At 63.8% G+C, this 12410-nt stretch carries 14 protein-coding genes and 1 riboswitch; of the genes, 2 read left to right on the top strand and 12 right to left on the bottom strand.

Annotated features, from left to right (window positions below; translation table 11 throughout):
* Positions 1-12 precede the first annotated feature (12 nt).
* From ECTHA_RS0105400 to ECTHA_RS0105390, 3 genes are all read right to left on the bottom strand, one after another.
* Positions 13-1347 carry a TolC family outer membrane protein gene (locus ECTHA_RS0105400; protein ID WP_025280562.1) on the bottom strand — a complete coding sequence of 445 codons (1335 nt, stop codon included), beginning with the start codon at positions 1345-1347 and terminating at the stop codon, positions 13-15.
* Positions 1348-1447: 100 nt separating this feature from the next.
* Positions 1448-1768 carry a rhodanese-like domain-containing protein gene (locus tag ECTHA_RS0105395; protein ID WP_025280563.1) on the bottom strand — a complete coding sequence of 107 codons (321 nt, stop codon included), beginning with the start codon at positions 1766-1768 and terminating at the stop codon, positions 1448-1450.
* Positions 1769-1776: 8 nt separating this feature from the next.
* The gene (locus ECTHA_RS0105390) at positions 1777-2433 is read right to left on the bottom strand and encodes a protein-L-isoaspartate O-methyltransferase family protein (protein ID WP_025280564.1); all 657 of its coding nucleotides are present in this window, start codon (positions 2431-2433) and stop codon (positions 1777-1779) included.
* A 155-nt stretch (positions 2434-2588) separates the two neighbouring features.
* Between ECTHA_RS0105390 and pap the strand changes: the two genes are divergently transcribed.
* Both pap and thiC read left to right on the top strand, forming a co-directional pair.
* Positions 2589-4079: a polyphosphate:AMP phosphotransferase gene (pap, locus tag ECTHA_RS0105385; RefSeq protein ID WP_025280565.1), complete on the top strand. Its 1491-nt coding sequence runs from the start codon at positions 2589-2591 to the stop codon at positions 4077-4079.
* Between the two features lie 56 nt (positions 4080-4135).
* A riboswitch (TPP riboswitch) is annotated at positions 4136-4229 on the top strand.
* Positions 4230-4270: 41 nt separating this feature from the next.
* Positions 4271-6160, top strand: coding sequence for a phosphomethylpyrimidine synthase ThiC (thiC, locus tag ECTHA_RS0105380; RefSeq protein WP_025280566.1), 1890 nt, complete (start codon positions 4271-4273; stop codon positions 6158-6160).
* A gap of 29 nt (positions 6161-6189) precedes the next feature.
* On the opposite strand, the gene ECTHA_RS0105375 is transcribed toward thiC, so the two are convergent.
* The 9 genes from ECTHA_RS0105375 to lptA form a co-directional block, all read right to left on the bottom strand.
* Positions 6190-6459 (bottom strand): HPr family phosphocarrier protein, encoded by a 270-nt coding sequence (locus ECTHA_RS0105375; protein ID WP_025280567.1) that lies wholly within the window; start codon positions 6457-6459, stop codon positions 6190-6192.
* Positions 6460-6855, bottom strand: coding sequence for a PTS sugar transporter subunit IIA (locus ECTHA_RS0105370; RefSeq protein ID WP_025280568.1), 396 nt, complete (start codon positions 6853-6855; stop codon positions 6460-6462). It lies immediately after the preceding gene.
* Positions 6856-6876: 21 nt separating this feature from the next.
* A complete protein-coding gene (gene rapZ, locus ECTHA_RS0105365; RefSeq protein WP_026623568.1) occupies positions 6877-7737 on the bottom strand; it encodes an RNase adapter RapZ in 861 nt (286 codons plus the stop codon).
* A complete protein-coding gene (gene hprK / locus ECTHA_RS0105360) occupies positions 7734-8681 on the bottom strand; it encodes an HPr(Ser) kinase/phosphatase (RefSeq protein WP_026623567.1) in 948 nt (315 codons plus the stop codon). The genes rapZ and hprK overlap by 4 nt, the downstream gene beginning before the upstream one ends.
* Positions 8682-8685: 4 nt before the next feature.
* On the bottom strand, positions 8686-9153 hold the full coding sequence (locus tag ECTHA_RS0105355) for a PTS sugar transporter subunit IIA (protein WP_025280570.1): 468 nt from the start codon (positions 9151-9153) through the stop codon (positions 8686-8688).
* A 7-nt stretch (positions 9154-9160) separates the two neighbouring features.
* On the bottom strand, positions 9161-9484 hold the full coding sequence (gene hpf / locus ECTHA_RS0105350) for a ribosome hibernation-promoting factor, HPF/YfiA family (protein ID WP_025280571.1): 324 nt from the start codon (positions 9482-9484) through the stop codon (positions 9161-9163).
* Between the two features lie 62 nt (positions 9485-9546).
* A complete protein-coding gene (locus ECTHA_RS0105345; protein ID WP_025280572.1) occupies positions 9547-11046 on the bottom strand; it encodes an RNA polymerase factor sigma-54 in 1500 nt (499 codons plus the stop codon).
* Positions 11047-11212: 166 nt separating this feature from the next.
* Complete coding sequence (gene lptB, locus ECTHA_RS0105340) at positions 11213-11938, bottom strand: LPS export ABC transporter ATP-binding protein (RefSeq protein WP_025280573.1); 726 nt, start codon at positions 11936-11938, stop codon at positions 11213-11215.
* The gene (lptA, locus tag ECTHA_RS0105335; RefSeq protein ID WP_238623714.1) at positions 11935-12405 is read right to left on the bottom strand and encodes a lipopolysaccharide transport periplasmic protein LptA; all 471 of its coding nucleotides are present in this window, start codon (positions 12403-12405) and stop codon (positions 11935-11937) included. The genes lptB and lptA overlap by 4 nt, the downstream gene beginning before the upstream one ends.
* Positions 12406-12410: the final 5 nt, after the last annotated feature.

The following is a 12410-nucleotide window of genomic DNA, read 5'->3' as shown; positions in this document are numbered from 1 at the left end:
AATCCAGTCGGCTTAATCCAGCCAGGTGTTCACGCTCACCAGATCTTCCTGGGTGAGGGTGCCCGCAGCCTGCTTCAGGCGCAGGGTGTTGAGCAGGTAATCGTAACGGGCCTCGGAGAAGTCCCGCTCGGCCCGGAAGACCTGGCGCAATTCCAGCAGCACATCCACGGCCGTGCGCGTACCCACCTCGAAGCCGGCTTCGGCAGCCTCGAAGGAGGCCCGTGTGGACTCCAGGGCCTGTTCCAGCGCCCGCACGCGGGAGATGCCGGCATTAACGGAAAGGAAGGCGCTGCGGGTCTGCTGGACGGTGCGGCGCTCCGCCAGTTCCTGCTGCTCGCGGGAGGCATCGAAGTTCTCACGGGCTTCCCGGGTCAGGGAACTCACCCGGCCACCGGTGTAGATGGGCACGCGCAACTGCACGCCGATCTGGGTGTCCCGGCGGTCCAGGAATTGCTGACCTTGCTGTGGGCCCAGGTCGGGCAGGTCGTTGAATTCCTGATCCGTATAGCTGGCCGACAGCCCCAGGGTCGGGTAGTGACCGGAGCGCTGACGCCGGATCTCCTGGGCTGCCACCTCGGTACCCAGGCGCTGGGCCACCAGGTTCAGGTTGGCCTCCCGAGCCGTTTCCACCCACTGGTTCTTGTCCACGGGATCCGGTATCACCAGAGGCATGCGGTCGGAGAGTTCCGACATGCTCTCGTAGTACTGTCCGGTGATCACCGCCAGGTCCTCCCGGGCCTGATCCAGCCGGTTCTGGGCGGCAATCTCCTCGGCCACCGACAGATCGAACTGGGCCTGGGCCTCCTTGACGTCAGTGATGGCGATCAGGCCCACCTCAAAGCGACGATCCGCCTGCTCCAGCTGCCGGCCAATGGCCTCTTTTTCCGCCTCGGCGAAGGAGAGGTTGTCCTTGGCCGAGAGCACTCCGAAATAGGCCTCGGCCACCCGCAGGATCAGTTCCTGACGGGCGGCATCACGCACTGCCGTGGCCTGGGCGATGCCCAGATCCGCCTGGCGCAGGGCCACGTAGTTGGCGTGATCATAGATCGTCTGATTAAGGGACAACTCGAAGCTGCGGGTCTGAAAGTCGAAGGAACTCCGACCCTCCAGATTCGTGTCCGTGTAGGCATACCCCAGGGTGCCCTCGATCTGCGGCAGCAGCACGGAGCGGGCCTGGGGGCGGGCCTGCAGGGCGGCGCGGAACTCGGCCTCGGCGGCGCGCACTTCCGCATCCCGCTCCTGGGCAGTGCGGTAAACCTCCAGCAAATCGGCAGCATACAGAGGCGCGGCCGCCGTGGTCAGTGAAACAAACAGGCCGGCCAGCAGCGGTTTGCGAAAGCGGATCATGGGCATCTCCAGCCGCAAGGGGTGGGGGTCACAGGGAACATCAGCATAATCTGATATCGTATCTTCATCGAGGCCGGATTGGGAACCTTGGCGGACTTCTTCAGTAGGTGGGCAGCTTCGGGTCCACCTGGCGGGCCCAGGCGTCCATGCCGCCCTCCAGATTGATCACCCGGGTGAAGCCCTGATGTTCAAGGTAGTGGGCCACCTGCAGGGAGCGGATACCATGATGACAGATCAGCACCACCTCTTCGTCCGGGTCCAGGGTCTCTTCAAGTTCGTCCAGTTGCCCCAGGGGGAATAGCTGGGCCCCTTCCAGGTGCACGATTTCGTATTCCCAGGGTTCGCGCACGTCAATGAGTTGCGGCGGCTCCTGGCTCGACCGCAGATGATCGTGAAGCTGCTGTGCCGTCAGTCTCTGCATGGGCGGATTCAGAAGACGAAACGGGGGGGCTCTTCGAACCCCTGCAGTGGTTTCAGGCAGGTTTCGAAGAGGCCATGACGGGAGAAATCATTCTCACCCACGCGGATCACCAGCATCGCCTGCATGGCCGGCGGTTCTCCCACCACCACGAACAGACGTCCACCCAGATTCAATTGACGCTCGAAGTCCTCCCGGTAGCGTGCCATGGAGGCGGTCACGGCGATGACGTCATACAGGCCATGGCGACCGGACCAGCCCTCGGCGGCATTGCCGGTGACCAGGTTGACGTTGCGCAGTTGCAGATCCTTCAGTGGCTGCCCCGCGGTACGGGTGAAGTCTTCGTGAATGTCCACGCTCTCCACATGACTTCCCAACTGGGCAAGGCAGGCGGTGAGATAGCCGGAGCCGGTGCCCACCTCCAGGATGACGTCACGGGGCTGAATGTCCAGTGCCTGCAGCAGGCGTCCTTCCACGGTGGGGCGCATCATGGATTCGCCATGACCCAGAGGGACCTCCAGGTCGGCATAGGCCAGCATGCGCTGACTCTCGGGCACAAAACGCTCCCGGGGGGTGTGTTCCATCACGGACAGTACACGCGGATCCAGCACCTCCCAGGGGCGGATCTGCTGTTCAACCATATTGAAACGGGCTTGTTCGAGGTTCATGGTGGTGGTCTCTGCATCTTGTGGTTGTTATGCCGGGCGGCCATGATGGTGCGCCGCCCGGTGATGAGTCGTGAACGGAAGGTTAAGGTCTTGGGCAGGGTGGGGCAAGACCCGCGCCCATCGGGTGCGGGCATCACACGGTGACGGGGTCAGGCATGTTCGAAGCAGCGGAGTTGGGCAGAAAGGTATCGAAGCAGACTTACAAGGAGGCGGTGCCACGACTGCGGGCCGATCTGCTGGAGGCCCAACGCCGTCTGCGGGACACGGACGCCGCTGTGATCATCATCGTCGAGGGTGTCGATGGCGTCGGCCGTGGTGAGGTGGTGAACTGCCTGAATACCTGGCTGGATACCCGGGGGGTGGAGACCCATGCCTTCTGGGAGCAGAGTTCCGATCAGTTGCAGCGTCCGCCCCTGTGGCGTTACTGGCAGTCCATGCCCCGCCGAGGCAGTATCGGCATCTTCTTCGGCGGCTGGTATGCCCGGCCCATCCGTCAGCGCATTCATGATGAATGGGACGAGGCCAGCCTGCATGAGTCCCTCACCCGCATCCGGGATTTCGAGAGCATGCTGGTGGTGGATGGGGCCCTGATCATCAAGTTCTGGTTCCATCTGACCCGTTCCGAACAGAAGGCCCGGCTCAAACAACGCCTCAAGGACCCCGCCAGCCGCTGGTATCGGTTGCCCAAAGGCAAGGATCAGACCATCCGCTATCAGCGCCTGGTGGAGACCGGGGAGCGGGTGATCCGCGAGACCGATAGCGGACTCGCCCCCTGGTATCTGATCGAGGCCACCGATCCCCGGTACCGGGATCTCACCGTGGGTCGCACCCTGCTCGATGCCATTAACGAGCGCCTGCAGGCAGGTGGGCCGCCCCATGAGGGCGTCTCGCTCTCCCACGCGCCGAGCCTGCCTCCCGAGCCTTCTGCCCGTGTGACGGTGCTGGACCATCTGGACATGACTCAGGCCCTGGAAAAGACGGACTACAAGAAACGCCTGGCCCGTGCCCAGGCGCGGCTGCGCGATCTGACCTGGCGGGCCAAGGACAAGGGGGTGGCCATGGTGATCGTGTTCGAGGGCTGGGATGCCGCTGGCAAGGGAGGGGCCATTCGTCGCCTCACCTCCGGGATTGATGCGCGTCTTTACCGTGTGGTGGCCGTGGCGGCCCCCACCGACGAGGAGCGCGCCCATCATTATTTGTGGCGCTTCTGGCGCTACGTGCCGCCCCGGGGACGCATGACGGTGTTCGACCGGTCCTGGTACGGACGCGTGCTCGTGGAGCGGGTAGAGGGGTTTGCCGCCGAGGATCGCTGGCGCCGGGCCTATCACGAGATCAACGACTTCGAGGAGCAGTTGGTGGAGCACGACATCGTGCTGGTGAAGTTCTGGCTGCACATCACGGAAGAAGAGCAACTGGAGCGTTTCCGGGAGCGCGAGAAGGTCGCTTACAAGCAACACAAGATCACCGACGAGGACTGGCGCAATCGCCAGCAGCGGGAGGGCTACAACGCGGCGGTGAACGAGATGGTGGTGCGTACCAGCACCGAATACGCGCCCTGGACGCTGGTATCGGCCAACGACAAGCGCTTTGCGCGGGTGACGGTGCTGGAAACGGCGTGCGAACGCCTGGAGGCGGCGATCAGTTGAGGTGCACGAGGAGCCCTTCGGGCTTGCCAAGCCCTGGCATCTGGGCTAGCTTGGGCGCCTGAAGCTAGGGGTGCCCCCGAAGGGGGCTGAGACAGTCCCTTGGAACCTGAACCGGATCATACCGGCGGAGGGAAGCTTCGGAGGCGCGCAACCGCGCCCCGTGGTGACCGCCGCCCCCTTGAGGTCATCGCATGAGCGCCATCCCCCAGGACTTTGTCACGCAAACCGCCCGTCTGTCCGACGAGATCACCCAGCCCTTCCCGGGCTCCCGCAAGATCCATGTGCCCGGTTCCCGCCCGGACATCCAGGTACCCATGCGCGAGGTCACCCTGGCTGAGACCCAGACCAGCGCCGGTACCGAGCACAACCCTCCCATCACCCTGTATGACACCTCGGGCCCCTATACCGACCCCGAGGCCCGCATCGATCTGATGAAGGGCCTGCCCGCGTTGCGCGAGCCCTGGATTCTGGAGCGGGACAATACCGAGCAACTGGACGGGCCCAGTTCCCGATTTGGTCGGGAGCGGGCTGATGATCCGGAGTTGGCGTCCTTGCGGTTTGAGCATATTCGCGCGCCGCGCCGTGCCCGTGAGGGGCGCAACATCACCCAGATGCACTATGCCCGCCAGGGGATCGTGACGCCGGAGATGGAGTATGTGGCCATCCGCGAGAACTGCCGCCTGCAGGAGATGCGCGCCGACCCCCGATACGCGGCCCTGCTGCGTCAGCACCCGGGGGAATCTTTCGGGGCCCACATCCCCGAGGTCATCACCCCGGAGTTCGTGCGCGACGAGGTGGCCGCGGGCCGCGCCGTCATCCCCGCCAACATCAACCATCCGGAGCTGGAGCCCATGATCATCGGGCGCAACTTCCGGGTGAAGATCAACACCAATATCGGCAACTCCTCACTCACCTCCAGCATCAGCGAAGAGGTGGAAAAACTGGTGTGGTCCTGCCGCTGGGGCGGCGACACCCTGATGGACCTGTCCACCGGCAAGAACATCCATGAAACTCGCGAGTGGGTGCTGCGCAACAGCCCGGTTCCCATCGGCACCGTGCCCATCTATCAGGCCCTGGAGAAGGTGGACGGCAAGGCCGAGGACCTCACCTGGGAGCTGTTCCGCGACACCCTCATCGAGCAGGCAGAGCAGGGCGTGGACTATTTCACCATCCATGCCGGCGTGTTGCTGCGCTATGTGCCGCTCACCGCCCAGCGGCTCACCGGCATCGTCTCCCGGGGCGGTTCCATCATGGCCAAGTGGTGCCTGGCCCACCATGAAGAGAACTTCCTCTACACCCATTTCGAGGACATCTGCGAGATCATGAAGGCCTATGACGTGGCCTTCTCCCTGGGGGACGGGCTGCGCCCGGGCAGCCTGGCCGATGCCAACGACGCCGCCCAGTTCGCCGAGCTGGAGACCCTGGGCGAGCTCACCCGCATCGCCTGGGAGCACGATGTACAGGTGATGATCGAGGGCCCGGGGCATGTGCCTTTGCATCGGGTGAAGGAGAATGTGGAAAAGGAGCTGGCAGACTGCTTCGAGGCGCCTTTCTACACCCTGGGGCCGCTGGTCACGGATGTGGCCCCGGCCTACGATCACATCACCTCCGGGATTGGCGCCGCCAACATCGGCTGGTATGGCACGGCCATGCTGTGCTACGTGACCCCCAAGGAGCACCTGGGGCTGCCCAACAAGCAGGACGTGCGCGATGGCATCATCACCTACCGCATCGCCGCTCACGCGGCGGATCTGGCCAAGGGCTTTCCTGGGGCCCAGGTGCGGGACAACGCCCTGTCCAAGGCACGCTTCGAGTTCCGTTGGCAGGATCAGTTCAACCTGTCGCTGGACCCGGAGCGGGCGCGGGAATTCCATGACGAGACCCTGCCCAAGGAGGCCCACAAGGTGGCCCATTTCTGCTCCATGTGCGGGCCACATTTCTGTTCCATGAAGATCACTCAGGATGTGCGGGAGTATGCGGCGCGCCAGGGCATGTCCGCTGAGGAGGCCCTGGAGAAGGGGATGCAGGAGAAGGCGGTGGAGTTCGTGGAGAAGGGGGGGAAGGTGTACCGGGAGGTGTAGGCTTTCTTGCCTTCCCCCAATGCCTGCGACTACTCAGGTTCCCCGAAGCGCTCCCCGATCAATCCCTCCAGCGCTTCCAGGGCCTGCTCGGCATCCTCCCCCTCGGCGATCAGGCGCACGGTGGTGCCGCGGCTGGCGGCCAGCATCATGATGCCCATGATGCTCTTGCCATTCACGCGGCGGCTGCCCTTTTCCACCTCCAGGTCAGCCGCATAACTACTGGCCAGGTTGACGAACTTGGCCGCTGCACGTGCATGCATGCCCAGCTTGTTGATGATCTCGACTTCCCGCGTGGGCATTTAACTGTGGGTCTCGCAGAGAAGGATGCCGTCGTGGCCACCACTGATGGCCTTGTTGACCAGTTCATGCAGGCGCAGGGTGGGGTAGTTCAGCACCCGCACCAGCATGGGGAGGTTCAGCCCGGCGATCACCTGGACCTTGGGCTGCTGGGTGAGACGGTTGGCGATATTGCTGGGGGTGGAGCCGTACATGTCGGTGAGCACCAGGACGCCGTCCCCCTGGTGGAGTCGATGATAGGCATCGATGGCCTTTCCCAGGAGGATGTCCGGGTCACCGGACTGGGAGACCGCCAGGCAGTACGTTTCCAGCGGGATGGTGCCCATCATGGAACGCGCCGTGTTGAGCAGGTCTTCCCCGATGTGATTGTGTGTAATGATCATGAGTCCGACGGACATGCTGGCATCCCGGTTCAAGGATCAGGAAAGTTCACGGTGACGGGTGCTCACCGCCTCGCCCCTGAGGCCGCGGAAATGTTCCGCCAGTCTCTCCGCTAGATAGACTGAGCGATGCTGCCCGCCAGTGCAACCAATGGATACGGTCAGGTATGAGCGGTTTTCACCCTCGAATCGTGGGATCCAGGTGGTCAGGAAGTCGCGCAACGAGGCAAACATCTCCTCCACCATGGGGTGATTGTCCAGGAATCGGGCCACTTCCTCGTCACGGCCGGTAAGGCCGCGCAGCAGCGGTTCCCAGTGAGGGTTGGGAAGACAGCGTACATCGAAGACAAAATCCGAGTCCACTGGTGCGCCATGCTTGAAACCGAAGGACTGGATCAGCAGGGAGATGCCCCGGTCGGCGGCCTGTTCCACACGCTCACGGATCGTCTGACTCAGCTGGTGCACGTTGGTGCGGGTGGTGTCGATGGCGAGATCGGCATGGTTGGCGATATTGGAGAGCAGCTTGCGCTCCAGATGGATGGCCTCCCACAAGGGCACGCCGTCGCGGGTGAGGGGATGCCGTCGACGGGTCTCGCTGAAGCGTCGCAGCAGGGTCTCCTCCTCTGCCTGGAGGAAGATGACCTGCAGATCCACGCCCATGGCGCGGATCTCCTCGACGATGGTGTCGAAACGATCCAGTTCCTCGATGCCGCTGCGGGCGTCGATGCCCACGGCGGCCTCGTCGTACAGGGTGAGGCGGGGGCTGCGCAGCTGCGCGACCACCGCTGTGAGCAGGCCCAGGTGCAGGTTATCGATGCAGTAATAGCCCGCATCCTCCAGGGCATGCAGGGCCACGGTCTTGCCGGAGCCGGACAGGCCACTGACGATGATGAGCTTCATGGGCTTTCGCTCTGCATCTGCTTGCGCTGTCGGGCAGCCAGGTCGTCGCCGGCATAATAACCGCGCAGGCGCAGCAGGTGGTTGCGAATCGCGCCTTCCACCATGACGGCCAGGTTGCGTCCCGGGGCGACCGGCAGGGTGATGACCGGGATTTCCAGCCCCAGCACCACCCGGGTGTAGCGCACCCCGTGCAGGCGGTCGATATCCTCGGCCTGCACCTTGGCCTGATCTTTGAGATCGATGATCAGGCGCAGGTACTTGCTGTTCTTGATGGCGCTATCGCCGTACATGGCCTTCACATTGAGCACGCCCAGCCCCCTCACCTCGAGAAAATTCTCCAGCACCGGCGGGCAGGTGCCACGCAGGATGTCCGGGGCGATGCGGGCGAATTCCGGGGCATCGTCCGCCACCAGGCGGTGGCCCCGGCTGATGAGCTCCAGGGCCAGTTCACTCTTGCCCACGGCGCTATCGCCGGTCAACAGCACCCCGATTCCCAGCACTTCCATGAACACCCCGTGCAGGGTGGTGGTCTCCGCCAGCTTGTTGCTGAAGAAGTAACGCAGGATATTGATCAGCTCATGGCTGGGCAGGGCGGTGCGCAGCAGCGGCACCGACTGGCGCTCCGACAGGGTGCGCAGCTCCGGGAGGGGCTCCAGGTTATCGGTCACGATCAGCATGGAGGAGGCGCCGCTGCACAATTGCTCCAGAATGTCTCGCTGGGAGTTCTTGCGCAGCGACCACAGGTAGCGCATCTCATCATTCCCCAGCACCTGGATCTGGTTGGGGTGGATGATGTTCAGGTGACCCACCAGGGACGGACTGCCATGGGGGGTGGACCGGTGCGATATGCTCCGGCCACCCCCCTGAGTACCCGCCACCCAGGTGAGGCCCAGGCGCTCCTCCATGACCTCCATGATGTTGCTGACGGTGAGCGAGTCGGTCATGGGCTCATCCCGGGGCTTCGGTGTCCCATTCCCGCACCAGAGTCAGCAGGTCCGAAGGACCGGAGGTGCTGCGCAGCCGGGCCAGCGTCTCCGGATCGGAGAACATCCTTGCCAGCAACGCGAGGATCTGAAGATGCTCGTCCGTGCAGTCTGCCGGCACCACCAGCGCGAACAGGATGTCCACCGGCTCACTGTCGGGGGCATCGTAGTCGACGCCCTTTTCCAGCTTGAGCAGCGCGGCACAGGCCTCGCTGGCGCCGGCCAGTCGACCGTGGGGGATGGCCACGCCATGCCCCAGGCCCGTGCTGCCCAGGCGCTCCCGGGCCAGCAGGCTGTCGAAGATCTCGCCCTGGGTGAGCTTGGGTAGATGATTGGAGAGCATCTCGCCCAGCATCTCCAGCGCACGTTTCTTGCTGCTCACGTCCGTCTGGCAGTGCACCCGCTCAGGGGCGAGAAGATCACCGATGTTCATGAAACGCTCACTCGATGTGGTTGCGGTGGGAGCCTTCCGCCCGGTGGTGGTCCTTGAGCTTCTCCTTGTGCTTCACCACCTGGCGATCCAGTTTGTCCACCAGGGCGTCGATGGCGGCGTACATGTCCGTATGCGTGGCCTCGGCATGGATGCTGTTACCGCTGAGCAACAGGTTGCTCTCGGCCTTTTGCTGCAGCTTCTCCACGGTCAGGATCACATGCACGTCGATGACGTTGTCAAAATGCCGCTCCAGGCGCTCGAACTTCTCGTTGACGTAGTTGCGCAGAGCGTCGGTCAGGTCGACGTGATGACCGGTGAGGTTGATCTGCATGAGATGACTCCTTGGGAATGGATAGGGATGGGTAATGATCAGGACGGCTGCGTGGGTTTGCTTCAAACGAGCCGCTTGCGTTCGTTGGATGGCGGAATGGACATGGCCTCACGGTACTTGGCGACCGTGCGTCGTGCCACATGAATGCCGCGATCCACCAGGACCTGGGCGATCTTGCTGTCACTCATGGGTTTGCCCTGGGGCTCCTCGGCAACCAGCTTGCGGATCATGGCGCGTATCGCGGTGGCTGAACACTCACCGCCGTCGGCCGTGCCCACGTGGCTGGAAAAGAAATACTTGAATTCGTAGATGCCCCGGGGGGTATGCATGAATTTTTGGGTGGTCACCCGGGAGATGGTGGACTCATGCATCTCCAGTTGCTCGGCGATATCGCGCAACACCAGGGGTTTCATGGCCTCGTCACCGTATTCCAGGAAGGCACGCTGGTGCTCGACGATGGCTGTGCCCACCCGCAGCAGCGTTTCGTTGCGGCTTTGCAGGCTCTTGATGAACCAGCGTGCCTCCTGGAGGCTGTTGCGCATGTAGGTGTTGTCCTGGCTGGAATCGGCGCGGCGCACGAAACTGGCATACAGGGGGTTCACCCGCAAGCGCGGCGCGATTTCCGGGTTGAGCTCCACCTGCCAGCGGCCTTCGCGCTTGCGCACGAACACATCAGGGATGATGTATTCGGGCGAACTGCTGCTGATGAGCCCGCCCGGGCGAGGGTTCAGTGTCTGGATCAGGGCGATCACCTGCTGCAACTCGCCATCATCCAGCCCCAGGCGCCGCTGCACGCCCTTGTAGTCACGCGCACCCAGGGCATCCAGGTGTTCGCGGGCCAGGGCGCGGGCCTCGGCCAGCCAGGGGGTGTCCTCCGGGAACTGAGCCAGTTGCAGGGTCAGGCACTCGGCCAGGTCACGTGCGCCCACGCCCACCGGGTCCAGGTGCTGAACCATGTTCAGTACGGCTTCCACCTCATCCAGTTCCAGGTCCATTTCCCGGTCCGTGGCCAGGGCTGCATGGATCTGCTCGATGGGTTCGGCCAGATAGCCGTCTTCGTTAATGGAATCGATGATGGTCAAGGCAATGGCCCGGTCACGCTCACTCATGGACGACAGGTGCACCTGCCACATGAGGTGTTCATGCAGGCTTTCCGAGGGGCCGGTCTGGTTCTCGAAAAGGTCTCGCCCGTCGTGGTCCGACTGTCCGGCGCTGGAAGGGGGCACATCGTAGATGTCGTCCCAGTTGCTGTCCACCGGTAATTCGTCGGGGATCTGCTCCTGACTGCCGTCGGCGTTGCCTTCCGTCTCGGCGGCGGCCTCCGCTGCTTCTGCTGCCTCGGAGGTTTCGGCCTGCTCCTGCTCGCGAGGCTCCTCGCTGGCGGTCTCCTGATCGGCCTCCGTGCCCTCCACGGCCTCGAGCATGGGGTTGGTCTCCAGGGTCTCCTGGATCTGGGCCTGCAATTCCAGCGTCGAGAGCTGCAGCAGGCGAATGGCCTGCTGCAGCTGGGGGGTCATGGTCAGGTTTTGACCCAGCCGGAGCTGGACGGACGGTTTCAACATAGCACGATGTGCGCCATCGGGCCGGGGCCCGGGTCTTTGATGCCTGATGATGAAGGCGGGGGCAGGCCCCCGGCGTAAATGATGCTTTCAGGGGAGATTATACGGTGTGCCAGCAAAAATGGGACCCATGTCCCGAAAACCGCATGCTGAACGGGGGGGCTTGGCTTCACAGGCGGAAGTTCTCCCCCAGATAGACGCGGCGGACCTGCGGGTCGGCCAGTACGTCTTCCGGCGCGCCCTGGCTGATGATGTGCCCGCCACTGAGGATGTAGGCCCGGTTGCAGATGCCCAGGGTCTCGCGCACGTTGTGGTCGGTGATCAGTACGCCGATGTTCCGTGACGTGAGATGGGTGATGATCCGCTGGATCTCGATCACCGAGATGGGGTCCACGCCGGCGAAGGGTTCGTCCAGAAGGATGAAGGCCGGTTCGGTGGCCAGGGCACGGGCGATCTCCACGCGCCGTCGTTCGCCACCGGAGAGACTGACCCCGGCGTTGTCGCGGATGTGCTGGATCTGGAACTCTTCCAGCAGGGATTCCATCTTCTCCAGGCGCTGGGCCTTGTTGAGGTCGCGGCGGACCTCCAGCACGGCCATGATGTTGTCTGCCACGGAGAGCTTGCGGAATACCGATGGCTCCTGGGGCAGATAGCCCACGCCCATGCGGGCCCTCGCGTGCATCGGCAGTCGGGTGATGTCGCGGCCATCCAGACGGATCTGGCCTTCGTCGCAGGGTACCAGGCCCACGATCATGTAGAAGCAGGTGGTCTTGCCGGCGCCATTGGGGCCCAGCAGGCCCACCACCTCACCGCTGTTGATGTGGATGGAGGCGCCGTCCACGGGTTTGACTGCCCGGTAACGCTTGACCAGCTTGTCGGTCTCCAGGCGGCTCATGGGGTGTCGCCGTCCTCCGGCCGGGAGCGAGAACGATCCCGGGGTGCGAAGATGGCCTCCACCCGGCCTGTGTCGCCGGTGCTGGCTTCAAGGGTGGCGGCCTCCAGGTTATAGACGATGCTGCTGCCGCGGAATTCGTCATCCCCCTGCCATACCCGGGCCTCCCCGGTGAGCACCACCCGCGGTCCATCCGGAAAGAACTCCATGCGTCGTGCCTCGGCGCGAACCTCACGGTTGGATTCATCCCGTGTGGTCAGGGTGGCCAGGCGCCCTTCTGAGACCATGCGCTGGAGTTGCCGCTGGGGGGCATGCACCGTCACCTCGTCGCCCGTGATGACGGTATCGCCCTGGGTGATGGTGACGTTGCCCCGGTAAATACTCACCCCCCGCTGATCGTCCAGGCTGGCGCGATCCGCCTCGATGCGGATGGGCAGGTCGGGGTCGTGCTGGCCCTGTGCAACAGGCATCCATG

Source organism: Ectothiorhodospira haloalkaliphila ATCC 51935, from assembly GCF_000633935.1.
GTDB classification, from domain to species: domain Bacteria; phylum Pseudomonadota; class Gammaproteobacteria; order Ectothiorhodospirales; family Ectothiorhodospiraceae; genus Ectothiorhodospira; species Ectothiorhodospira haloalkaliphila.
This window is presented reverse-complemented; position numbering and strand designations above follow the sequence as displayed.